Source organism: Leifsonia sp. fls2-241-R2A-40a (assembly GCF_030209575.1).
In the GTDB taxonomy this organism is placed as follows: Bacteria; Actinomycetota; Actinomycetes; order Actinomycetales; family Microbacteriaceae; genus Leifsonia.
This window is the reverse complement of record NZ_JARVRS010000001.1, coordinates 3,642,605-3,665,970: the sequence shown is the minus strand read 5'-3', so window position 1 is coordinate 3,665,970 and position 23,366 is coordinate 3,642,605. Positions and strand designations below refer to the sequence as shown.

Here is a 23,366-nt window from a genome sequence, read left to right as displayed (position 1 = left end):
CGGCTCGCGACTGTCTCGCTGGAGTCGCGCCACGACGCGACCTGCTCCAATAATGCGAGTGTGAAGCAGTCTTTCACTGCCCGCTTCTCGGCTGCGACGCACTTGCCGGCGAAGCGCGGAGAATGCGGCGGCTCCGATTCGTCTCACGTGTCCGTCCTCGGTCGACAGGCTCCGGCGGAGATCCGGGTCCCCCGCTTCGCGATCTTCCACCCAGCATTATTGGCGACGGCCAGAGTCCGACGCTTCATGAATCCCCCATTCCAACAGCGCAGATGTGGCCGGTCAACCCTGATGCGGCGACGAGGATGTCCCAGTCGCCGGCGTCCGAGGCAAGCCGCAGCAGCCGTATCAATCAGTTTCGGTTCATCCCGTGCGCGCGGGTATCCAGCGCCTGCTTCCAGAACGACTCCCGCAGCAGAATCACCTCCGGCCGGGTCTTCGGGTCGAAGATCTCGAGGATCGTGTACTGGAAGTTCTCGACCAGGAACGAGTCGCCCCGCTCCGCGCGGAGGTGTTCGAGCTCGCGGTTCCCGCCGGTGAGGTTGCTGAGGTTCGCGTACGCGGACCACCGCTGCCAGAGCCCGTTCGCCTCACCCGACGCCGAACCCACGTAGAGCCGGCCGCTGGTGAGGTCGGTGATCACGTAGACGCCCTTCACGGAGGAGAGTGCATCCTTCCAGCTGGGCTCGTCGTTCGCGATGATCCGCTGTAGCTCATGATGGCGGAGCTTCACGTTCTGGTACCCGGGGAACGTCCCGAGCTTGGTGTCACGCGCGAGCTCGTACACCTCCGGCCGAAGCTGCTCCTGCACGCTCTCGTACCGTCGGAGGTATACGTTCCGGCCGATCGGCTCGTTGAGCTTGATGATGAGCCGCTTGACGTACTCGGAATGCTGGGGAAGGGGTGTCACCTCGTACCCGTAGGCGTTGAGCATCTCCGGGACCTTCGGCTGAACGTCGTAGAACCCGCCGAAGATGAAGTACTGCGGCCCGTACGGGTAGTACTGGGCGAACGCGAGCAGATAACGCGCGTCAGCCATGTTGTTGTTCGTCTGCCGGGTCCGCCACCGGCTCATATTGAGCCACTCCTCGTGGTCGTCGAGGAGCAGATCCCACGCCTCACCGCCGCCACCGCCGGCCCGCATGTTGAACTTCACCTTCGTCAGCCCAGGCTCCGGAACAGGCAGTAGGTCGGTGAGCTTAATCATGTTTCCTCCTGTCTATGTGGCGGTCGGTCAACCCTGTTGAGCGACGACGATGTCCCAGTCTCCGGCGTCCGGCTGCGCGGCGATGAGCTCCTGCGCCTTCGCGACAGCGGTAGCCTCGTCGTCCCAGCCGTTACCACCGACGCCGGCCGGGAGGCTCTTCTCGAGGCCTCCCATGATCACCCACTTCAGCCCGTTCGTGCTGTAACTGGTTGCCACCGGGATCTTGCTGATCAGAAGGACGTGACGGCCGGTGCGGTAGCTCGACGCGCCGGCCGCCGCTGTTGCTGCTTTCGCTCCCGCCAGCCCGTCGGCGGCCGCGGTACCCGCCGGGACCGCGAGCTGGTCGAGCTGCGCCTGCTCGGCCGCCATCACCTCGGCCGGCATCGGCTGGTGCCGGTTCGTCTTGATCCATCGCCCGTCGGGCGTCTTGTACGCGAAGTCGCCGTTGTCCGGCATCTCGCGTCGCAGCTCGAGCGCGGTCTCCTCGTCGAGGACCCCGCCGACCGGGACGACCGTCGGCGTCGACGTCGCAGTGTGCGTCTCGACCGCGGCGGCCGCGGGCTTCCCGGCACCGATGCGGAACGAACCGTTCATCGAGTCGAGCAACGCCCACCCGCCGACGCCTACGGCGGCGAGGACGACGACCGCGATCGAGGTGGCGATGATAGCGGTGCGGGTTCGGCGGGGCACGGGGGTCTCCTGGGTCATTGGCTGACGATGATCTCGACGCCGGGCTTTGCGGCCTGGGTCGCAGCGATAGCGGATGCGGCGTCTGCGAAAGGGTGCTGGCCACCGAGGGCGAGCGACAGCCACGTCCACTCGTACGCGTCGCCAGCTGCGTTCGCGGTGTAGACGTGGGCGACGACTACGACGGGCCGCCCTGTCTCGTACGCGATGGTCTGCTGTGCTTTCTCGACCGCCAAGTTCGACGGGTCGTTCGCGGCGGCGGACGCCTGCGCGGCCGCGGCTACCTTCTTGCCAGCGTCCACTTTCACGTTCTCCGGCAGCGGCTGCGACCGGGAGACGAGCAGCGACTTGCCGTCGATCGTCGTGTAGTCGACCGAATCGCCGTCGAAGTACGCCTTGACTGCGTCGGCCTGCTCTTTCGTGAGCTCGTCACCGATTCTCTTCCCAGCGACGGCCTTCTCGGCGGCGGTCCTCCGACCGGTGTCCTCGTCGATCGGCGTCGCTACCGGCGTAGCCGTCGGCTCAGAGGCGCCAACTCGGAACGAGTCGTCCATCGAGCCGAGGACAGCCCACGTTCCGAAGGCGAGCGCGGCGACTGTGACGATCGCGGCTGAGGTGATGACGAGAGTGCGGCGGTTCACGGCTGCACCACTAGGAGGTAGTTGTTCGCGTCGGGCTGCGCCGCGATGTCCGCCTGCACGGCGGCGACGGCTTCGTCGACGGTGCCCCATCCGCCAGCTCCGTTCATCGCCACCATGCCGGGGGTGATGGCGCCGTTGACGGCGTAGGTTGGGACGTTGTACGCGTTGCCGATCCCCTCCGCTGCCTTGAGCTGTGTGGAGATGATGACCGTCTTCTTGCCTGTGGCGAACTGGATCCTCCCTGCTGTGTCGTCAGCGTTCTTCGTGCCTGCTGCGCCTTCCTGCCACGTTGAACCGGAGGTGCGGGGCATCGCCACCGCTTGGGCATCCGCGTCGGCCTTGACCGCGTCGGGGAGCGGCTGGAAGCGGTTGGTCTTGACCCAGCGGCCGTCCGGGAGCTTGTAGGCGAAGTCGCCGTTGTCTGACATCTCGCGCCGAAGGTCGAGCGCGGTCTCCTCGTCCAGAACGCCACCGACCGGCACCACCTTCAGCGTCGGGGTGGACGTAGCGGGCGGCGTCTTCTCCGCAGCAGCGGCAGAGCCGCTGCTCAGGCGGAACGAGCCGTTCATCGAGTCGACGAAGACGAATGCGCCGACGCCGAGCGCGGCGACAGCAACGACCCCGATCGAGGTCACGATGATGGTGGTGCGGCGGCGGGGCATGCGGGGTTCCTTCACTGGCTGACGATGATCTCGGCGTCGGGGCCGGCCTTGGCTCGGCTGGCGGCGACCGCGGCCGCTGCGTCAGGGAACTGCTCCTGCCCACCGATCGCTGATGACACCCACGTCCACCCCATCGCTTCGGCATCTGGGAGGAGGTACGTGTACGCGTGCGAGACGATGTAGACGCGGTGGCCGGTGTCGGCCCTCAGGGTTCGCTGAAGGGCTGCGACGCCCATGAGCGTGGAGTCGTTCGCGGCCGCATCCGCCTGGTTGGTGAGCCCGACCCTCTTGCCTGCGTCTTCGCGGACGTTCTCCGGCAGCGGCTGGTCGCGGGCGATGAGCACCTGGGTGCCGTCGGCCATCTTGTAGGGGAGGAGGTTGCCCTGCCAGTAGTGGCTGATGGTCTTCGCCTGCTCCGCGGTGAGAACAGCGCCGACGGTGAGGCCCTTCGCGGCCTTCTCCGCGGCGAGCTTCGCGGCTTCTTCCTCGTCGACCGGAGTGGGTGCGGCGGTCGGAGTCTTCGACGGAGCGGTCGCGGCGAAGGTGAACGAGTGGTCCATCGACGTCATCACCGCCCAGCCGCCGGCACCGAGAGCTGTGACGCTAAGGACGGCGCCGATGGCGATGAACGCGGCGGTGCGGCGGCGGAGCATGCGGGGTTCCTTCATCAGTGGGCCACCAGGACTTCCCAGTCGGCGGCATCCGGCTGAGATGCGACGTACGCCTGCGCGGCGGCGACGCATTCAGCCTCGCTGTGCAGCTGCCCCTGAACGACCGACTGGCGTGACAGCGCGGGCGCCCAGAAGAACCCGGGCTGGTCGGTGCCGTCGACGGTGCCGGACCACAGCTGGACACAGAGGATCCCCCGCCTCCCCGCCTGATAGCTCAGGTCACCGAGGATCTTGCCGGGAACGTCGGCGGTCTTGAAGTCCTGCCCGGCAGCGATGCGTGCAGCTGTGGCCTTTGCTTCGAGGTCGCTCTTCACTGCCGCGGGAAGCGGCTGCGTCCGATCGAGAACGACGAACGTCCCGTCCGGCATCTGGTAGGCGCGGAGGTTTCCGTCGACGTTGCGGCGGATCTCGGACGCGGTCTTCTGGTCGACGGTGTCGCCGGGCTTCGGCGCTGGCTTCTCCGCGGCAGCCGTGACCTGTGTCGCCGCCGGCTTGTCGTCTTCGACACGGAGCGTGCCGTTCATCGAGTTGATGACGGTGAGGGTTCCGACGATCGCGAGGGCGAGGGCGATGACGCCGAGGAGGGTGAAGATGATGGCCCAGTTGCGGCGGCGTGTGGTCAAGCTGAGATCCCCCATGACGTAGAAGTGCCGTTCCACGCTATCCAGCGCTTCCGGGCCGCACAGGCTCCTGCGTACCCCCAAACAAGGTGGGAGCTCCTCGCGCGCAAGCGTCCCGTCCACGCCGCGCGACGTCACGCCGGCGATGCGCCCGTGTCGCTCACGGCCCGAACCCGCGGCGCAAGCGAGGGCCCCTCGTCTTCGGCCACGAGGGGCCCTCAGGAACTTTCAGTTCCCCTCCGAGGAGGGAACCTCCGAAGTGCCGTTTCCCGACGCCGGAACAGCCCGCCAGAGAAGCGCCTGGCGCGGCGGCCGAGACGATTACCCCGGGCCGCGCTCTCCTCCCAGCAGGGAGCCACGGGTGTCAGCGCTGCCGACAAGACCTACACCTAGGGGAAGACCGCCGCCGACGGACGGTGGCACTGAACAAGTAGACCAGGAGGTCTACTCCCGTCTGACTCTGATGTCGATACCGTACTCAGCCAGCGTGGCCAGCGCCGTCAACACCCTTGGGTTCTGCGCTGCTTCGCGGCCGATCACGACCGCGAGTTCGTCCCGCTGCTGTTCTGGCATGATCCTGTCGTACTGCCGCCTGACGGCCGGTGCACCCGTCGGGTCGACCTTCGCGTCACGCGCCTTACGTCTCTCCGCGATGAGTCTAGCCTCAGCGACTTTGATCTCGCGCTTGCGCGCCAATCGTTCCTGTCGTTTGCCGAGGCGTTCCTCGTTCTTCAGCCCCGCCGATGCAAGGAAGTCCAGACCCTTTGAGAAGGTGAGGAAGGGGGCGACTACGGCGGTGACGATCCCGACGATGATCAGAAACTCGCTGCCGTACTGGACACGCTGAACAAAGGTCGGGCTCTCCGACTCGAGCCCCTTGTTGGCGGAGGCCGCCAGCACCTGCACCGACTCAGTGAGGTCGGCGAACTCGGTGAGTAAGAGGTCATCGGGCAGCTTGGCGGAGAAGGTCGCCACCGAGGCTGCCGTCTCAGTCCCGTGAACGCGCACGTCGGTCATTGCTGAATCGTATGGTGTGGCGGAGGCCCACGCTAGCGGACGGACGGTGGCACGTGGAACAAGCAGATCCGTCCGCCGGCGGCCGGGGGACTCGCAGTTCCGAGTGACCGCACAGCACGGTGCGGCTACGCGCCCGCCCCGATGGCGCGCTCGGCCAGTTCGAGGCACCAGTCGTGGACTGCCAGAGTTGGCGTGTCATAGTCCGGATGGATCCGCTGCCTGCAGGCCACATCCCGCTCACCGGGCCCCACGGACCACAGGCTGTACTTGAACAGAGTCGGTGCAGTGGGGTCGTCGGACAGAGCCCAGGCGATATCGACTGGGGTGCTGTCCCAACTCATCACGGACCCGTCACGCAGGAGCACCTGGTCGTAGACAAGGTGCACTCCAGGCGGCGTCCTCTTGGTGAAGATGCCGCTGTTCGCGGGCTTCACTCGCACGACCTCGATCCGCGGCCAGAGGTACTCGGCCAGCTGAGCAAGCTCCGCCTGCACATAGGCGGCCTGGGCGGGGATCCTGAGCTTGAGGGCCCGGTCGTTATCCTGCGCTTGGCGCGCAGCCTCCCCCCGCGCGCGGATGCGCTTGTTCATCTCGTCGTCGAATCCCACGCGCGAAGCATAGCGAGCGCGACAGCGACACCTCCAGGTGCGATCCGCCGCATCCACCCTTCCTGACCAGGAAAGGACCACCCGGATGCCCGATCTCTCCGTCCTCGATCGTGTCGCTGAGGCGCGTATCGACCGCGACCTGCACCGCCTCGCTGAGCTGGCGGCGGACCCGACCTGACGGTGCGCTGGGCGGTGGAAGGCGCACTCTACCTCGTCGGTATCGAGACGCCCGCGGACCGTCGTCGAGGCGTCCACGTCGTGAAGCACCCACGGTTCATTTCCCGAGCCCGCAAGCCCGCGCGGGACTGACCTGGTGCCGGGCCTCAGTGTGGCGAGGTGAGCAGCCCGAGTCCCATGATCCACGCGAACATGTTCACGAGCACGAACCCGATCGACAGGCCAGCGATCCCCGCGACCACGAGCGCAAGCTCGATGATCTGTCGCCACAGCGGACCGGCCGCCTCCGCTAGGCGGAGCGAGAACCGGCGCAGCATCATCCCGGAGCATGCGAACGGCGCCGCCATCGCGAACATCAGCCACCCGACACCGGCGAGCTGACCCACCTGCGGCGCGTTCAACGCGATCGCGAACAGGAGCGGCCCGAGCACCATCCGCCAGTTCGCCGGTGGAAGAGGGACCACCTCGCGGAGCGTCACGGTGCCGGCTGCTAGCGCGGCGCTGCCTATCGCTCGGCCCCATCACCGATCACCCTGGTCTTAGGGCACCGCTCTCCCGGCTGTGCAGCGAGAGGCCGGGCATGGGCCCGCTGCGCCGCCGCTGGCGTTCCCTAGCTCGCCGCGGCGGCGTAGCTCACGTTGGGCAGCGCTAGGGCATGCGTTCGAGGCGCAGTCGAACGGCCGCCCCCTTGTGGGGAAGGCGGAACGCCATTAGTGCCCATAACCTGTGGTGGTGAGACTCCCTCGTCTGGTCGCCACCGCTACGCTTCTGCTCGCCGTCCTGACCGGATGTTCGACCGCCCCGTCTCAAGTCGGACCGTCAGTATCCACCGATGGTGCGACAACAGAGGCGGGTGAATCGGCCAGCCCGGCTAGCGACCCGTCGGTTGTCGTCACGATCAAATATGACGTCACTGGGACGGGAGCGTCGCCAAGCATCACCTACACGACGTACTCGAGCGGTCAGGGCGAGGTACTGAGCGATTTGGCACTCCCGTGGACGAAAACGATTGCCACGCAGCAAGGAGGAGTCGGCGACCCCGGGCTCTTCACGGTCGTTGCCGTCAGTAGTGCAGACAGCCCCAGCATCAGCTGCACTATCACTGTCAACAACGAGGTCAAGGACTCCCGGACAGCCACCGGCGCGGGGGCGTCCGTGACCTGCAAGTGGCAATCCCCGGCTGCGAAGTAGCCGCGCTGAGCGGTGCCTGGTACCCCGGGCGGTCGTGACCTCGTTCGAGACAACAGCCCTGTCCAACGGAACCTTCTCGAACCCGGCCTGCAAGCGGTCCGGTCGCTATCCGTTCATGGAGCGGATGTGCTCCTCGAGCGTCGCCAGGGTCAAGCCCTTCTCCGCGTAGCGAGGAGCTCGTCGCGGCGGCCGGCTAGAAGTGAACAACACTCTGAGTGCCCGTCCATACTCAATGCGCCCGGTACAGCGCCTCGGAATCGCGGAACTGCGGATCCATCTGATGGTTGTAGAGGATCGTTACACGTGGCTGGGACACATCGTGCGACGACGTGAAATCTGGGTCGCACGACGGCCAGCCCTGTCCGATCACCTCAACCTGGACACAGTTCCAGCTGACACCGGGCGGATAGTAGGCGATGAACATGGATGCTGCCATCGAGCATTCGTTCGGACCCATGTCTGCTTCTGCGCAGATCCCGTATTCGGTTGCACCCGGTACCGGGTAGTCCTTTGAAGTGTCGCTCACGAAGGCGTTTGGCCATCTGCTTAGAAGCTCGGCGGAGTCGAAGCACACATCCTGGCCTGAACGCGGACACCACCTTCCACTCAGCTCGGCCGGCAGTCCCGGGAGAGTGGGGGCGGGCGCGCTGAGAGTAATCGTGTACCCGAACGGATTGAGCGCGGAGTCGGCTGCGGCCCCAAAGCCGTTGAGCGCGGTCCGTACCCCTGAGATAAGCCACGACACCCCAGTCGCAATCGCAGCGCCTGCGAGACCCAGACCGGCTCGCTCGATCGCTCCTGACATGCAGCCGAGGATGGTGCCGGTGGCGTCGTTCAGGTAGTTGAACGCCTGGGCGCTCGTCTGGACGTCAGCCGTTGCCATGCTGCTGAACCCGGAGATGCAGGAGCCCCAGTCGAACAGCTTCGCGATCGCCTCTCGTGACATTCCGCCGTGCCCAAACTTGTCGAGGATCATGGCCAGCGTGTCCACCGCGAACTGCCCGGCGGAGACTAGGTATCCCGCCGCCGATGGCTTCACGCCGACGAGCATGGTCCCTGTTCCGGTTACTGAGTAGTCGATGGTGTCGCCGGGGCCGACGAGATTGACGGTGTCGCCGGGCGTGGACACGCGGTCCTTGATGGCGTTTGCGACCATCCCGGCGAGGTCCGTGGGTCCACCAGACGTTGCGCTGAAGCCCGGCATACTCTCGCTGAGGACGGTATATCCACGCCCGTTCGTCACACGGAGTTGCGGGGCGCCGTTGGCGTCCAGCCCGAGACACCAGAAGACGAGGCTGCCGCCGTCTGACTTGATCGCGTAGCCCTGCTTCCGCACGTCGTCCTCGTGCGCGCACGTTGGCTGTTTCCCGGCTCCTTTGTAGAGGGTGTCAAGGAGCCCGCGAGCTCCATTGAGCACGTCGCCCCACCAGGTGGTGAACCAGTTGGAGAAGTGGGTTGTGGTCACCTCTGCGTATCGACCGGACACTCGGACGTCTTCCGCCGGGGTGAACGTGGAGCCATCTTCGGTGGAGACCACGACCGGGGCCGGCTCACCCTTCGCGAAGTCGTGCTTGAACCGCAGCGTCGCGCTGCCGACGAGTTTCGCTCCGCCGGACATGGCTATCCGCCATCCGTTCCCGCGGGCCGGGTCCGACACCGGGCTTACGCTCATCCGCCCGGAGCCTTCGATCGCGCTTCCGGGTACGTTCACAAGGAGGGCGTCGCCGGACGTCGTGAGGTGGGCGTCCTGGCCGGCGTGCACGGACATGCTGTTCTTGGCGGTCGCCGACGCGGGCGTGCAGGCGGTCAGGGCGACGGTGGAAACTGTGAGCGCCACCACCGCAGCGGTCAGGGCGCGGGTCCAACGTCGCATGGAGTCCTCCAGCCGTTCGGTTCGGCGGTGAGGCCCATCTTGGCGGATCGATCGCTCGGAGGCGAGTGTTACTGAGGATCTGTCACCATAACGGGGGTGGCTGAAGGAGCGCTGGGCGGCCTGATCAGCGCCGTCGGCCCGATCCACCTCCGCTGCGGCCGGTGCCGCGCCCGCCGTAGTGCGGCCGGTAGCTCGGCCGGCTCATGCGGTACCGCCATTCGTCGTCGCGGGCGTCGGCCTCCCTCAGATCTTTGAGGTGCCGATCGTATGGGTAGTCGGGATGTGCCGCCTCCCACTCCGCGCGACGGCGCTCGTAATCCGCGGTAGCTGCCCGCCGCTGCACCCTGTCGTCGTAGCGGATCTTGCGCTTGAACTGCCGAACATTCTCGTCCCGCGCCTTCTCCGACTCGCTGCCCCGCTCGAGCGCCCAGGCGAGCATGCGGAAGGCGCAGAGAATGGTTGCGATCCAGGCCGCCGGCGTCACCAGCGAGTCCGCGAACGGGGCGTAGCCGTCATTCCGGAAGTACTCAGCGGCCCCGAAACCAGCGAACCCGGCAGCGATCGTCAGGATCACACCCCAGATGATCGCCCCGGCGAGCTTGCCCGGCGCAACGTACTTCCGCGCTTCGGCGTACGCCTGCCGCTCGTCATCGCTCTCCAAGAGCGTGACGTCGAGCTGCTCCGCCACGGGTCCTCCTACCTTCTGCGGGTTCGTTGCCGCCAGGGTAGCGCTGACCACCGACTCGCCGCGGCCCGCCATCGTGGCGTAGACGACCTTGTCCACCGGGCCGCGGACCGGCTCATTGTTCCTCAGTCGCTCGCCGCCACGCGCACCCGCCCACGTCCTGTTACCCTCTGCGGCCGGCGCTCCGTCACCGTTCCGCCCGTTCCGCTTCCGGACCGTTCTCGCGGCGTCTTTCGCCCTGACCGGTCACCGGGCATTCTGTTCGTCGTGGAACCGGCTCGCAGCGAGGAGTCCGTACCAGGTGCGTCGCAGCGTTCAACCCGGTCCTGCTGCGGCGCACCGCTCGGTCGCTACTTTTCTAACGGCGGCGCTACTATTCTGACGATCCGCCGACGCCCCGCTCCGGACCGTCGCCGGGGTCCATCGCCTGCTCGCGCTCCCGGTCGCGGACCTCGTCCGCCTCGGCTGCGAGCTCGTCGTCCGGGAACGCGGCGGGAGAGGTGAGGTTCGCCGTCGGAAACTCGACCTCGACGTCCTGTTCGGGCTCCGCGTCGCGGAAAACATCAAGCAGAGACGGCTCCTGGTGTCCGTCGTCCCGATCGGTCAGGACCGCCAGGGTACCCGCCGCCGCCGACCACCCGAGAAGACCTCCAGCGCGCCCCGCCTGCGCCTCGCTGGCGCCCCGGGACGCGGTCCGCGGGCGCCGGCATGGTCAGCAGTCCTCGGCCGTCAGATCGGCGTACCGCGAACCCCGGCGTCGGCCGTGGCCGTTACAGTCGCATCTGAGGAGGGCACGATGAACGAGTACAACCCGGCAGCAGACGTTCAAGCTGCTGTCGACGCCCTCACCGCCGGTCAGATCACCGAGGACGCATTCGTCTCCCGCCTGGTCGCGCTCCCCAGAGTGCCGCAGCTGCCTGTCACAATGCCCGACCCGCCGGATATCTCCGACGGCCGGGTCACCGCCGACGGGCCTGTCAGAGCACTCGTCCGTGCCACCCTGAACGAGGCAATCACGGCGGAGTTGTACGCGCGCACGGTCAAAGCCATGTTGGCGGAGGGGCACGAAGCGTAGGGCGACGCCGCGGCGACGGGACGCCAGCGGGGCCGAGCCGGTCACGGAACGGTCGACGCCGCGCGGGCGGGCCGCCGGCGGAACGGCGAGGAGCGCAGCGACGAGCCGGTCGATGACGGCGCCCCACTCCGACCATGAGTGTCGCCCTCACACACGCCATTGGAGAGGAGCATCATTCGCCGGTCTATTCGGCACCTTGCAAGCAGCGGAGCTCGCGCGCGAACCGCTCCCTCGCGAGCAGCACTTCGTCGTCGTCTTCGTGGTCCACGGCCTCCGCCCGCTTCCACGTGGAGCTGACGAGATCTGCGGCTTCGTCGTCATCCGTGCGGCGGGCGTTGTGCCACGCGGCGAGACGATTCGCGGCCTCGCGCATGGTGTCGTACGAGACGACCGCGTCTACAGGAAGGTCCCGCGGGTTGCCGAGCGCCTCGGCCGCGTCCACCGGCTCTCGGCCGCGTAGCCGCCCGGCAAGCCCTGTGATCTGTCGCGTGACCGCCGCAGCACTGCCGTCGACATGCGCTCGCGCTTGAACGGAACGCACCGCGCGGATGCCGGCCACGATCGACGACTTCGGCGCACCCGCTTCCAGCTGAGCGAGGAGCCCGTCGATTGCCCGATTCGATGCGTCACGGAGCGCGGCGTCCTCTGCTCGCCCTGCGTCAGGTGGCCCTGCGGTCATAGTGTGCCTTCCGGTGGGAGTTTCGCCGCGGTGCTGGCGAAAGAACGCGACCAAGGCGGCCGGATCCCCACTCAGCTCGTCGATCTTGCTCATGTCTGCGCGGCGTGCGGCGTAATGGTGGCGGAGGTTACTCAGTGCGCTGTAGTAATCCCAGGCGAGCTGAGCTCCCGCCTCGAGCGTGGGGCAGTAGCCGATCAGCCGGCGCCCCTCGCTGGTCGGCGCCCAGGTCACCACCCGGTAGAACTCGTCGGGGCGGGAGAGGTCGCCCATCTGCAGCAGGCGGATCAGCGCGTACGGTTGCTGGCCCGGTGCCGTCTGCATTACCCACTCGATCGCGTGGGCGTTGCCGACAGGCGACCACTCCACCGACATCGCGCACCTCCTCCTCAACGGTACGGCCGCGAGCCGACACCGCGCAGCACTCAGAGCAGCACGAACTCATCAGGGTCGTCGTCGAGGTGATGGGCGAGCAAGATGGCGGCGACCATGCCGGCAGCTTCCCGTCGAGTGAAGGCCTGGCCCGGGGCAGCCGACTCCCACCCGGCCGCCGCCGACGTGGGGATGAGCCGGCCATGATCGTTGTCGTGGACGGCGCGGCGTTGCACCCGTCGAAGCTGCTCCGCAGGGTCGGTCCCCGCGTCGATGACGAAATGCCGGCCGTCACCTGTGACGGAGACAAGCCTTGGCATTCGGTCGTCAAGCTCGGCCAGGAACGCGACGTAAGGCGCACTCGGTCGGCCGACTGCCGCCAGTAGGGCGGGGATCGTGAAGAACTGCGTCGGCTGCCAGCGACCTGCGCCCAGGCGGACCGTCAGATCGACGCGGAGGTCGGGATCTGGTGCTGCGAGGGTCAGCGCAAGCTGCTCCAACTCGCTGCGACCGTCCATGCGTTCCTCCTCCTCCAGCGGGGAAACCGCCCGCACGGGTTGTGCGGGCGGTTGGGTGGTGCGGGTGGCAGGTCTCGCGGGCGAGCACTCCGTCCCCTGAGTCACTCGCCCCTTCCAGGTCATCTATGCGCGGGGCGCGGCGGTGAGGTGTGACAGAGTCCGGCCCCTGTTTCAGCGAGTGCCGCCAGTAACCTCGATGACAGCGATTCCGTCGCGGGCCTCACGCATCGAGCGTGCGATCTCCTTGACGAGCATCTGGCGCTCCATGTACCGCCGGAAGGCTGGGCCGAGCGTCGGGTGCCCGAGGCAGCGCATGACCTCGTGCTCGTCGAGCTCAGTCTTGAACACCTTGCGCTGGATCAGCCAGCGGAGATCAGCTCGCTCGCCGCGCCGCCACAGGTCACCCTGCTGCTTGATGCGGGCGAGCATGATCTGGTCCTGCCACGCCTCGATGGAGAGCGGGACGGGAGCGGGGACAGCGGCAGCGATCTGCTGGGTGGGGGAGTCGGCAGGCAGTGGGTAGTACATGGTGGTCGGTCCTTTCGGTTGTGGTTCCAGCTATGCCGGAGCTGGTGTGAGTGCGGCATCCCGGGCGCGTCGCGGTCAGGCGGCGTAGCTGAGGTCGGCCAGGTCGAGGCCGCCGAGCGCGGACCGCATCTTGGCGATCAGCGTCTCGATGACGCCGGGCACCTCGCGGGTGGTGTACCCGAACTGGTTGCACACCTTCACGCGGGAGTTGCCTTCGACCAGGACGGAGAGGACCAGGCCGCGCTCGTTGTCGGTGAGCGCGGAGAGGGCCTGGGCGGCGAGCTGGCGGGAGTGCTCCGGGGCGAGGGCTTCGTCCTCGGTGTTGGCGGTGGCAGGCATCCACTCGGCGACAGCGGCGTCCTCGACAGAGGAGACGTGGATACCGCGGACGTCGTCGGCGGTCAGGGTGCGGCGGTGCTGACGCTCCCCGCCCGCGTTGTAGCTGTTAGCGAGGGTCGCGACGGCCGCCGGGGTGGCCTCCTGCCCGGCGGCTTCGAGCTCGCGGCGGGCCTTCTCGATGTAGGTGACGTCACGGCGGTCGACGAAGCCGTTCTCGTTCGACTCGTGCTGGCATTCGCGGAGGGCGATGGTGTGCAGGTGGCCGAGGAGGTCACGGATGCTGTTCAGCTTGGCGGGGTTACCGGCGAGGCTGTTCAGCTCCGAGAAGATGGCTACGTGGGCGGTACCATTCAGGTCGTCGAACTCGACAGTCCCGGCGAAGGAGGCGTGGAACTTTCGTGTCCACACCGCGACGATGTCGATCAGGATCTCGCTGAGCTGGCGGATGATCTCGCGCTGCTCGTTGGCGGTGGTCGCCTGCGCGAGGCGGTCCTTCAGCTCGTTGGCGGTGGCGGTGTTGGCCTGGTCCTTGGTGGTGTCCCTCATGCCCTAGACAGATGCGGCGAAGGAAGGCGTCTGTCCCCCCGACGCGGTCAACTCACGCGGCGGCGGCGAACAGACGTGCCCGGGTCGCCATCCGGCGGCGGACGCGCTTGCGAGCGGTCGGGCCCGCCTGCGCTGCGACTTCCCCGTCTTGGCCGAAGACCTCGAGGACCATTCGCAGCGTTTCCGAGTCCAGGGCCGCGAGGCCGGCACGCGCGGCTTCCCGACGCTCCTCGGCGTCCTCGCGCTCGATCAGCAGGTCCAGCGGGTCCGCGACGCGGTGGTCGGCATCGGTAGCCGCCTGCCGGTAGAGAACGGTCTCGAACAGGTCGGGGGTGCTGCTTCCGTTGCCAACGGTCAAGCTCCCCGTCCGCCGAGGCTGCAGTGGCTGCAGGTCGCGGGCGGTAAGCGCACGACGGCCGCGAGCTTGAGGCTGCGCTGCCCAGGCGGTCTGCGCGGCTGTGAGGAGCTCGTCATCGGTGGGGGTTCGGCCCAGCCGCTGGGTCAGCGCCGGGAGGACACGGACGGCGACGAACGCCTGCATGCGCTGGATTGAGCTGACACCGGACGCGTTGCTCTCTCGGCCTTCGATCGCTCGGGCGACCCGGGAGGCGCCGCGAACGGCTTCATTGCGGAGCACGCCCTGACCAGTGGTCTTCACCCGGCCCTCACGGAGCTTGACGAGGTGGTCGGAGACAGAGGCGGCGGCCTCCGCGATCGCCTCCTCCGAAGTGAGGATGGGCGAGCCGGCGCGGCTGATGAAGTCCCGCCACGGCCCGGTGATGCAGGCCATCACGGCGCGGCCGATCCGGTTCAGGATCTGCTCCCCGGTCAGGATGAGCGTGCGGCCGTCCAGTTCGATGGCGACGGTGCGGTCGCCGAGGCCGGACAGTGCTTCCAACAGCTGGTCGACGTGGGCGTCCTCCATGATGGCGACGGCCCTCTGGTACTTGGCGTTCATCGACGCCTCCTCTCCGGGAAGCCGTCTGTCCCGGCTCCCGGAAAGGGATGTGGTCGGCGTTGCGGTGAACCTCCCGCAGCAGAACGCCCGCCCCGCCATAGCGGCAGGACGGGCGTCGGCAGGCGCGCAGGCGACCGGGTCAGTACTCGGGCACCTCCGGTACTCCATCGGCGTCCAGCGGCGCCGCCGTGGTGGTCCGGGTCGGCTTCACCTGCCCGTCCAATGCGGCCTTCACCTGGGCGGGGGAGGCGCCGGTGCGTCGGGCGATCGCCGCCCGCGACAGCTCCGGCTCCGCGGCCGCCAGGGAGCGGATGACCTCAGCCAGGTCCACCTTCGCCGCCGGCGAGCTCGCGCCCGTGTCCGCGAGGACCCCGCGATCAGCGAGCCGCGCCATCGCCTGCAGCCGGGTAGCGTCACCCTCGGCCGGGCGGACCAGGACCTTCAACGCCGACTCGGTAGCTCCCAGGATGAGGACCGGGATCATGCAGGTGACCGCGATCGTCGCCACCGTCGCCGGCAGCGAATCAGTGTGCAGGCTGAGGCCGCGGGCGACATTGATCAGGGTGGACACACCCAGCGACGCCGCCATCAGCCACTTCGCCAGCCGTCCCGATTCGCCGCGGCCGCGCTGCACCGCGAGGCTCAGAGCGTTGGCGAGCAGGGCACCGTCCAGCCCGACGACGAGTGCCCACCGCAGGGCCGGGGCGAGGTTCAGCCGGCCAGGTTCGGTCACCCAGATCGCCGCCTCCGCAGAGACAGCGAACAGGCCAGTGAAGGTGATGACCAGGACCACCGCGGCGACGATGACGAAGCTGCGCGAGGTGGTGTCCCAGCGGGCGATCGGCCGGGCGGCACGGGCCTGCTCGACAGTCTTGCTCGTGAACGTAGGCATCAGGTGGGTCCCTTCCAGAGACGGCGGGAGCCCAGACCGTCCGGGCTCGCGCGGAGGATGTGGTCGGCCCCGCCGCCTGCCTCCCGCGCCAGCCGCAGATCTCCCGGCCAATCGGCCGGTGCCCGGAGGCGGTCCGTAGGAGACCCAAGAGGTGAGAACCCTCAGTCCCCGAGGTGCTGTGAAAGGGGGTGGGTTCTTAACTGAAGGTGGATCTGTCGGAGTACCCGCTACGAGTACGCGACGCCGCCACCCCGGCCTCGCTCCGCTCGGCCGGCCCGCCCGCGTCCTGTTCCCGGCCCGCTGCCGTCAAGCATCCGTTACGGCGGCCTACGGCCGCGCCCCGCGCGAAGCGCGGCCCGCCACCGGCCCGCACGCGATGCGTGCAGCGCCACGCCGACAACCGGGCTCCGCTTCGCTCCGCCCGGCGCGCAGCGGATCGGAACCGCAACGCCTGCGCCCCGTGACGCCCCGGTAGGGGCTACCCGTTACCGGTACGCCCCCTGCACGCTGACGAACCGCAACCGCGCCATCGGCGCGCCCGTCGAAACGTTCCCTTGACGTGTCCGGGCCGCATGCGCGCGCGAGCGAAGCGAGCGCGGTCTCGTGTCCCCTTGACCCGTGCGCTACGCGCCCGGTTCGTGGTCGCTGTTGTTGCACACGCTCCGGCGTTTCACGTGGCTCGGCTGCCCTTCCCCATCTGTTCGCCGCATTTCAGCTTCTTGCAGCTGCGCTCCGCTTCGCGGTGCTCGCTGCTGAAGCTGAAAGCTCCCTGTCATGAAAGGACTCCCACGCCATGCCCGTCTCGTTCACCACCGCCCTCGATCCTCGCCCGGAACGGGAGGAACCGAAGTCCGCTGTTCGTCGGCTTCTGGCTGCCAACCGTGATCGTTCTCCGGTCACCCAACTGCTTGCTGTTCTGTGCGGCACGCTTCCGACGACGCCTTCGGCGACTGTTCGCCAGCTGCTCCTGTCTGTCACCGAGAAAGACGATCCTGTCCGTCGTATCGCTGAGGACAACCGTCAGTGGGCGTCCACTCTCACGAAGGCGATGAACCACCTGTCGGATACTCCGTCCACGTGCGAGAAGACCGCTGTCGCCAATCGACGTGTCCACCTGGCAACATCGCTTCTCTCTCTCCTCCTCTCCCCGGGGCCGGCGCGGCCGTCGTTCGTGGAAGCGACGGAAGCGGATGTGCGCGCGGGCCGGGCGGCGCAGGTTGGGGATCCGATCGCGCGGAAGCTGGTGCTGTCGCCGCGGGCGGAAGTTCCGACCCGGGTGCTGACGGCGATGATCGGTGTGCAGATCCTGACGCAGCCGCAGACGACGTTCGACACGGCGTTGGCGTCGACGTCGTTCCTGGCGACCCGGATGAACCTGGGGGAGCGGGCGACGTGGCGGCTGGTGAAGCAGGCCGCCGAGTTCGGCTTCCTCCGCCCCGCGGGGAAGTCCATCCACCGGGTGAACCGGTACCGTCTCGGCTCCCGCGGCGACGCCCGCGAGCTCGAGATCGGCGACACCTACGCTGACACCATCACCGCCCTCGCGATCGGGGACACCTCAGACCCGCTGGCCGAGCTCATCCTCTCGGTGACCGACCCGACCTGGGCGTACGCCGCCGGGTGGGATGGAATCCGCGGCTGGTGGGCGTCCGTGCTCGCCCTGGCGGCCGCGCCGGCGGACCCGGCCCTGGGCCTGTCCGCGAAGACCCGCACCCAGCTTCGGAAGAAGGTCGCCGCCGAGTTCACCCGCGCAGGCCAGCCCGGCATCGGCCAGGCGCCGCTGCTGCCGCAGCTGGAAGCGCTCAGCGAAACCACCCTCGCCAAGTACGTTTACGCCGACGCGGTTGAAGCCGCGAACCAGGCCCGCGCGGTCCAGGCGGCGAAGAACGCGGAGTTCGCCAAGAACAACGCCGCCCGCAAGGCGATGGATGAGAAGCTCGACGAGACCTTCTTTACCAGCCTCCGGACCAAGTTCGGTGCGCTCCCCGCCAAGTCCTGGGACAAGGAGCGGACGAACGCCTGGTGGAAGGCGTTCCAACCGTGGTGGCGGGCGGAGGTGCAGCCGCAGCTGACCAACCCGGTCGTCACCGCCCGCATCAAGCACCAGCTGGCCTGGCGGCTCAACAAGCGCGAACACCCTCTCGCCGAGTGGATCATCGACACCCTGCCGTGGGAGACCGTGCCTGCCGCGCCCCTGATCGCGCCGGCTGCCGTCTAGAAGAGTCCTGGCGCGCCGCGCGACACCGAACCGGTATCAGGATTCGCCCGCAGCGACGGCGATCCGACGGTGGGCTTTGCCCGCTCTGACTGCAGGCGCGGGCTACTCGACGATAATCTCGAATGGGGGAAGTGGGGGGTCGCGCCGCACCTGAAAGGCTGCGACGTAATCGTTATCGTTTACTTCCACAAGGAACTGATAGTCCAAGCCGGTTCCAGGATCCCCGCGCCTTTCGAAATATTCCACGGTGTGCGTCCTACTCAGCTCCTCGAGCTCATCGGTCTCGACGATGACGGTGGTAGTGCCGATTTCGTCGTCCCCGGTGCTAAGTAGAGCGTTGATGAAGTCCGAGATCAAGTGCTTCGACTCGATCAAGGCCAGAATGGTACCAACGCCCGGAAAGAAGTGAGCGACGATTGCGATCGCAACGATAACCGCGTCCTCAACCTCCTGCTTGTAGTAGTCGGGGTCACCGAAGTCATGCTCGAAGAAGGTTGTGGTGATTGACGTACCGGCGATGAACTTGTCCTCACGAGCGCTCCACACGGCAGCGCGAGGGCCAACGAACGTCTCATGCGAATCGACGTCCCCATAGATTCCAGACTGGCCGTTGCGGAGAGGGTGCCGTTCGCTGCGGACGACATTGTCACCCTGTTTGGTGATGTGGAGTGCGCTGGTCACCACGTAAGTCTCGTCCGAGCCAGCCCAATCTGCATGAGTCTCGTCGATGCAGTGCATCCCCTCATACGTGATCGTATAGGTGGCAAACTTCGGAGCCCGCTGGCCTCCCTCGCCTGGGTCCGGGTGGGTTTGGTCGGGAGGCCGGGCGAGTCCCGCGGCTGCGGCTGCTGGTTCCGCGGCTTGGTTTGCCGCGGCCCGAATCGGAGATCGCATTAACTGTGTCGACGAACCGGCGAGAACGGGCGGTCGCAGGTTGACTTTGTACCCGACGGGTATGGTTTTCTGAACTGCTAACGGTCCGAACATTCGCTCTCGAACGGATGGCTTCGTGCGGTCAAAGGTGGCTAGCATCCTCGCCGCTGCATCCTTATCAAGCTTGAGTTCGTCGAACTTCTTGTTCATCGCATCTTGGAAGTCAGACTTGGCAATCTGCGGGTCCAAGTATCCACGCAGTGCGATAGCGGCCACTGCGACCGCCTCCGGGTTTCGAACCTTGCGGGTCAGTCTGCGGATTGGCATGGCGGAGCTCCTTTGCGGTCCATACACAAACGGTAGGGCGAATACGGACGGGAGAGAATGCTCAGTCTCCTTGTGCTGACCACTGCGATCGGTCTGCGAAGCGTGACAGCGAGCAGCTAAGACCGCCGCTTCTAAGCGCCCATTCAGCAGCATCGACTGCCGCACGCCAGCCGTGGTACAAGCTGCGGCAGGAGACATCGCAGCCGGGGCGGGCGCCGCGTTGGACCGGTTATCGCATGTTGGTGCGAAGCGTCAATCGTTCGCTCAGCGCGACACAGCCGTCGGTCGAACGTGAGGACGACCGGTTCGCCGCCCGGCTCGCGCCGGTGCCAGCACAGTCGCTAGTCTGAGCGCTCCCGTGGCTTCGCATCCTCTGGATAGCGGGCGGATCTCATCAGTGGGCTCCGCCCGCTTCGTCGTTTCCACCTCCGGGGCGGCGGCCGCTGACGAACAGGTAGACGGTCGCCCCGCTGGCGACTCCGTCCCAGGCAGCCATCTCGACCGGCTGCCCGGTGCCGGCGCCGATCAGGAACCGGGCAACGCTGACGGTGACACCGAAGGCAAGGGCGATCCCGGTGACCATGCCGCGGCGGTGCCGGGCGTCGAACAGCGCACCGAAGTTGAGGACGTCGTAGTCGTCCGTTGCCGAGACCGCTTGCACCTCCGCCAGCGGCAACGCCAGCTCGTGCCGCAGCTCGGGCTCGCTGTCGAGGATGCCTTCGATCCGCTCAGCCCGCTGATGCAGCTCTTTCGCCGGCACCTTCAGCGGTCCCTTCGGTGGCGCGGATGCCGCCCGGGCGAACCCGGTGACTTCGGCGGACAGCAGCGGGTGCGTGTCGAGACGCCCTTGGAGCAGCCCCCACGCCCCGGCGCCCATCCCCTTCTGCACCGTGGTGAACTCCTGCTCGAACACGGCAGCGCGGGCGAGGGCTCCGAGGGAGGTGTCGAGGCTGAACCCGGGCAGTCTCATCTTCATCAGCTCCTGCATGGCGGGGGAGGCCGTCGCTGCGAGAGCTTCAGCGACCACCGACCCGACGCCAGGGTTAGCGAACCCGCGCACCGCGTCGGCCGCGGCCTGCGCGATGGCGCCTTGCGGGATCAGCTGCTGCGCCTGCAGGATGAGCGAGGACACGCCGGGGTGGCTGATGCCGCGCACGGCGTCCACCGCCGCCTTCGCGACCGCGCCTTGCGGTACCGCGAACGCCGCCTGCGCGACCAGTGAGCGGGCCGACTCCGAGGCGATCCCTTTGATCCAGCCCTGGTCGTAGAGCGAGGAGATGTTGGCGGTCGCGTTCATCGCGCTGATCAGGGAGGACTGCGCCTGAGCGACAGCACCCATCTTTCCCAGATCCATACTGTCGGCCAGCTGAGCGTTGAGCCGCCCGACCAAGCTCCCGCCGCCGATTGCCGCCAAGTACGCGCTTCCCAGCGTCGGCCGCCCCGCCGGGTCCGCAGCCTTCTCCGTCTGCGGGCCCTCGTCGGGTTCCGGATTCTCCTCGCTCATGCGCACCTCCACCCACCAGTCTGGAGGCTGCCACCGCCATTTCCGCGTTCCACCGTGGTGCTTGCCCCTGCAACTAGGGCTGAGGTTGACGCTGCCCGGATCGGTAGCGTCGTGGCACACGGAGGAGGGGCATCGGTGACAGCGGAGGCGGAGTCTGCAGCGTCCAAGGTGATGCGGCTGCGTTACGCCGGCCGTTGCGCTAACTGCGGCAAGGACATCTCTGCAGGGACGGTCGCTGTGTACGACCGGTCATCGAAGTCGGTGCGGTGTGTCTCGTGCGACACCCCGCCGCAAGACGAGCAAATCATCCGAGGCCAGGCTGGCGGATCCGCCGCGCGCCAACACCAGAAACTTCATAACGCTCGCGAAGAAAGGATCCGGGCCGCACATCCAAAGCTCGGCGGACTCCTTCTCGCGCTCAGCGACGACCCGCAAAGCACGCGCGCGTGGGCGCGCGGCGGGGACGGCGAGATGAAGCTGGGCGCCTGGCTCGACGCGGCCGCTGCTGACACGGTGCGACCGTTGCATGACCGTCGGATCCCGAGATCCTCCGCGAATATCGACCACCTTGTGGTCACCTCCCAGGGAGTGTTCGTCATAGACGCGAAGCGTTACCAGGGCCAGGTCCAACAGCGGATCGAGGGCGGCCTGTTCACTAAGCGAGTCGAGAAGTTGGTTGTCGCCGGCCGGGACAGGACCAAGCTCGTCCCCGGTGTAGAGAAGCAGGTCGCCCGCGTCCGTTCGGCGCTCGACGCCGCCGGTCTCGAGACCGTCCCTGCATACGGCATGCTCTGCTTTGTCGATGGCACTTGGGGTTTCTTTCAACGCCCGTTCACCGTCGACACGGTGACCGTCCTATGGCCAAAGAAGGTAGCCGAAATCGTCGCCCGGCCGGGCACGATCGACTCGCAGACCGTCAATCGGACCCTCAGGGTCTTGGCCGTCGCGTTCCCTCCCTACAGCTGACGCGCCCATCCAGATGTCGCCTTGGAGCGGCGTCAAATAGGAGCCCCTGAGTTGGGGCCGCCCGACCTCTGGCTTCGCCCCTGACTTCCGGGTTACCGTTTGTCATGAGTAGCGAGAGCCGCAAGGAAGCTGTCTCTCGTGAGTCGGTCTGCCCGGTGTGCGAGCAGACCGTTCGGGTGAGCCGGCGTCAGGGCGTTGTCTACTCGCATATGCTCGCTGACCGGATCACCGTTTGCGGAGGATCAGGACGGTTCGGGGGAGTGCCGGAGGGCGGCGACGTCATCATGCCGTCGCTCAAGCGCATACCCATCAGCGAGCCCGTCCAACCCCTGGACCTTACGCGTGTGGAGTCGTCTAGCGTGAAGGCGTTCAACGCCGGCGCACCGGGCTCTGGCCGGCGGGCCTGACGTTTCGCTGCTGCAGAGCCACCGTCACCGCGGCCCTGCCGGGCTCCGCTCCTTCGTCGCTCCGCCCGGCACGTGACCGTGACGCTCCCGGCCCGAAACCGTTCTGCCGCCGTCTCGAACGTGGCCGGCGCGCCGCCGTGTCGCCGTCGGTGCGCCGACGTTCCGGTCCTATGCACCGTCCCTTCTGCGAGGAGCCGCGTTGTGGCGGCGATCCGGGCGAGATGAAGCTCAGAGTCGTCGCCTCCAAATCTGGGGCCAGAGCCTCACCGATAACAGGCGCTACCGTGGGCTGCGGCACCCGGCTCACGCCGGGTCGCCCACCGAGCTTGGAGGAAGTCTGCATGGACTGGTCCGTGCCCCCAGCACGTGGGCGCTTACGGAACCGACAGGTGCCAACGCCCACCGAGCCGGCTGTCGTCGACCATTTTGGAGAGCGGATCCGTCGCGGAAAATACGGATTCCGCCTCACCCGAGACACGTACGCCATCGTCAACAAGAAGCCCTCCGTCTACTTCTCGCGCGAAGAGATGAGTCCTGCGCAGTGGGAAGCGCTCTCCTCGATCTACGAGCATGAAGACCACCGCATTCTTTCGGATGAGTTCTGCGCCAGGAATCGCGCCCAAGCGCTTGAGAACTTCGACCTCAACATGGCGTCCTTCGCCCAGATAGCTCAAGCAGACTTCGAGGCTGCCCTTTCCACGATGCTTGAGCGCAATCGGAGTCTGAAGCCCGTGAGCGACCTGCGGAAGTGGGACGGCGCGCAGGGCCTCTACGTGATGGTGCTCGACGAGTACCAGCAGTGCTACATCGGACAGTCCACCGACATCCGAAGGCGCCTGAAAGCCCACTGGGCGGGCACCAAGCAGTTTGATCGACTTCTCTGGGGCGGTGTCCACGAATCGGTAATCTCGATCGACGCATTCCGTGCATTAGACACGACACGCATCTTCGCAGCGAGGACCGTCAACGCTGACCAGCTTGAGACACGGATCGTGAGCAAGTACCCGGCCGATCTTCTCCTGAATCGCATCAATGGGGGTCTGATGACCGGGTTCCGCGCGATGTTCATCGCGGGAGAGGTGAAGCGGCGCCAGCTCACGGTCTCCGGGTGACGATCGTTGCCGGCTG

General features: G+C 67.2%; 24 protein-coding genes. 5 read left to right on the top strand and 19 right to left on the bottom strand.

The annotated features are described in order from the left end of the window. Positions 1-352 precede the first annotated feature (352 nt). The 9 genes from QRN40_RS18080 to QRN40_RS18040 form a co-directional block, all read right to left on the bottom strand. Entirely contained in the window at positions 353-1,207 is an 855-nt protein-coding gene (locus QRN40_RS18080; protein ID WP_285117330.1) for a GIY-YIG nuclease family protein, read from the bottom strand. Between the two features lie 27 nt (positions 1,208-1,234). Then, positions 1,235-1,897: a hypothetical protein gene (locus QRN40_RS18075; protein WP_285117329.1), complete on the bottom strand. Its 663-nt coding sequence runs from the start codon at positions 1,895-1,897 to the stop codon at positions 1,235-1,237. A 14-nt stretch (positions 1,898-1,911) separates the two neighbouring features. Next, on the bottom strand, positions 1,912-2,448 hold the full coding sequence (locus tag QRN40_RS18070) for a hypothetical protein (protein WP_285117328.1): 537 nt from the start codon (positions 2,446-2,448) through the stop codon (positions 1,912-1,914). A gap of 83 nt (positions 2,449-2,531) precedes the next feature. Continuing rightward, the gene (locus QRN40_RS18065) at positions 2,532-3,197 is read right to left on the bottom strand and encodes a hypothetical protein (protein ID WP_285117327.1); all 666 of its coding nucleotides are present in this window, start codon (positions 3,195-3,197) and stop codon (positions 2,532-2,534) included. 11 nt (positions 3,198-3,208) lie between these two features. Further along, positions 3,209-3,850, bottom strand: a complete 642-nt coding sequence (locus QRN40_RS18060; protein ID WP_285117326.1) for a hypothetical protein — start codon at positions 3,848-3,850, stop codon at positions 3,209-3,211. Between the two features lie 14 nt (positions 3,851-3,864). Beyond that, on the bottom strand, positions 3,865-4,491 hold the full coding sequence (locus tag QRN40_RS18055) for a hypothetical protein (RefSeq protein WP_285117325.1): 627 nt from the start codon (positions 4,489-4,491) through the stop codon (positions 3,865-3,867). Between the two features lie 441 nt (positions 4,492-4,932). Then, a complete protein-coding gene (locus tag QRN40_RS18050; protein WP_285117324.1) occupies positions 4,933-5,505 on the bottom strand; it encodes a hypothetical protein in 573 nt (190 codons plus the stop codon). 125 nt (positions 5,506-5,630) lie between these two features. Continuing rightward, entirely contained in the window at positions 5,631-6,113 is a 483-nt protein-coding gene (locus QRN40_RS18045; protein WP_285117323.1) for a hypothetical protein, read from the bottom strand. 323 nt (positions 6,114-6,436) lie between these two features. After that, the gene (locus QRN40_RS18040; RefSeq protein ID WP_285117322.1) at positions 6,437-6,769 is read right to left on the bottom strand and encodes a hypothetical protein; all 333 of its coding nucleotides are present in this window, start codon (positions 6,767-6,769) and stop codon (positions 6,437-6,439) included. A 247-nt stretch (positions 6,770-7,016) separates the two neighbouring features. On the opposite strand from QRN40_RS18040, the gene QRN40_RS18560 reads away from it, so the two are divergent. Next, complete coding sequence (locus tag QRN40_RS18560) at positions 7,017-7,481, top strand: MmpS family transport accessory protein (RefSeq protein ID WP_350224765.1); 465 nt, start codon at positions 7,017-7,019, stop codon at positions 7,479-7,481. Positions 7,482-7,710: 229 nt separating this feature from the next. Here QRN40_RS18560 and QRN40_RS18035 read toward each other — a convergent pair whose 3' ends face one another. Next, the gene (locus QRN40_RS18035; protein WP_285117321.1) at positions 7,711-9,354 is read right to left on the bottom strand and encodes a hypothetical protein; all 1,644 of its coding nucleotides are present in this window, start codon (positions 9,352-9,354) and stop codon (positions 7,711-7,713) included. A 124-nt stretch (positions 9,355-9,478) separates the two neighbouring features. Next, positions 9,479-10,042, bottom strand: coding sequence for a hypothetical protein (locus QRN40_RS18030; RefSeq protein WP_285117320.1), 564 nt, complete (start codon positions 10,040-10,042; stop codon positions 9,479-9,481). 793 nt (positions 10,043-10,835) lie between these two features. Here QRN40_RS18030 and QRN40_RS18025 point away from each other — a divergent pair. Then, positions 10,836-11,114: a hypothetical protein gene (locus QRN40_RS18025; RefSeq protein WP_285117319.1), complete on the top strand. Its 279-nt coding sequence runs from the start codon at positions 10,836-10,838 to the stop codon at positions 11,112-11,114. 184 nt (positions 11,115-11,298) lie between these two features. Here the strand turns inward: QRN40_RS18025 and QRN40_RS18020 are convergent, their stop codons facing one another. The 6 genes from QRN40_RS18020 to QRN40_RS17995 all read right to left on the bottom strand — a co-directional run bounded on the left by QRN40_RS18020 (position 11,299) and on the right by QRN40_RS17995 (position 15,943). Beyond that, entirely contained in the window at positions 11,299-12,165 is an 867-nt protein-coding gene (locus QRN40_RS18020) for a hypothetical protein (RefSeq protein ID WP_285117318.1), read from the bottom strand. A gap of 50 nt (positions 12,166-12,215) precedes the next feature. After that, positions 12,216-12,680, bottom strand: a complete 465-nt coding sequence (locus QRN40_RS18015; protein WP_285117317.1) for a hypothetical protein — start codon at positions 12,678-12,680, stop codon at positions 12,216-12,218. A 171-nt stretch (positions 12,681-12,851) separates the two neighbouring features. Beyond that, positions 12,852-13,208: a hypothetical protein gene (locus QRN40_RS18010; RefSeq protein WP_285117316.1), complete on the bottom strand. Its 357-nt coding sequence runs from the start codon at positions 13,206-13,208 to the stop codon at positions 12,852-12,854. 75 nt (positions 13,209-13,283) lie between these two features. Continuing rightward, positions 13,284-14,093, bottom strand: a complete 810-nt coding sequence (locus QRN40_RS18005; protein ID WP_285117315.1) for a hypothetical protein — start codon at positions 14,091-14,093, stop codon at positions 13,284-13,286. A gap of 52 nt (positions 14,094-14,145) precedes the next feature. Then, entirely contained in the window at positions 14,146-15,051 is a 906-nt protein-coding gene (locus QRN40_RS18000) for a hypothetical protein (RefSeq protein ID WP_285117314.1), read from the bottom strand. Positions 15,052-15,190: 139 nt separating this feature from the next. Further along, positions 15,191-15,943 carry a hypothetical protein gene (locus QRN40_RS17995; protein ID WP_285117313.1) on the bottom strand — a complete coding sequence of 251 codons (753 nt, stop codon included), beginning with the start codon at positions 15,941-15,943 and terminating at the stop codon, positions 15,191-15,193. A 1,171-nt stretch (positions 15,944-17,114) separates the two neighbouring features. On the opposite strand from QRN40_RS17995, the gene QRN40_RS17990 reads away from it, so the two are divergent. Then, positions 17,115-18,161, top strand: a complete 1,047-nt coding sequence (locus tag QRN40_RS17990; RefSeq protein WP_285117312.1) for a hypothetical protein — start codon at positions 17,115-17,117, stop codon at positions 18,159-18,161. Between the two features lie 102 nt (positions 18,162-18,263). Here QRN40_RS17990 and QRN40_RS17985 read toward each other — a convergent pair whose 3' ends face one another. Both QRN40_RS17985 and QRN40_RS17980 read right to left on the bottom strand, forming a co-directional pair. Beyond that, complete coding sequence (locus QRN40_RS17985; protein WP_285117311.1) at positions 18,264-19,361, bottom strand: hypothetical protein; 1,098 nt, start codon at positions 19,359-19,361, stop codon at positions 18,264-18,266. 394 nt (positions 19,362-19,755) lie between these two features. Beyond that, a complete protein-coding gene (locus QRN40_RS17980) occupies positions 19,756-20,865 on the bottom strand; it encodes a hypothetical protein (RefSeq protein WP_285117310.1) in 1,110 nt (369 codons plus the stop codon). A 135-nt stretch (positions 20,866-21,000) separates the two neighbouring features. On the opposite strand from QRN40_RS17980, the gene QRN40_RS17975 reads away from it, so the two are divergent. Continuing rightward, positions 21,001-21,831, top strand: a complete 831-nt coding sequence (locus QRN40_RS17975) for a nuclease-related domain-containing protein (protein ID WP_285117309.1) — start codon at positions 21,001-21,003, stop codon at positions 21,829-21,831. Positions 21,832-22,627: 796 nt separating this feature from the next. Beyond that, complete coding sequence (locus QRN40_RS17970; RefSeq protein ID WP_285117308.1) at positions 22,628-23,350, top strand: GIY-YIG nuclease family protein; 723 nt, start codon at positions 22,628-22,630, stop codon at positions 23,348-23,350. Positions 23,351-23,366: the final 16 nt, after the last annotated feature.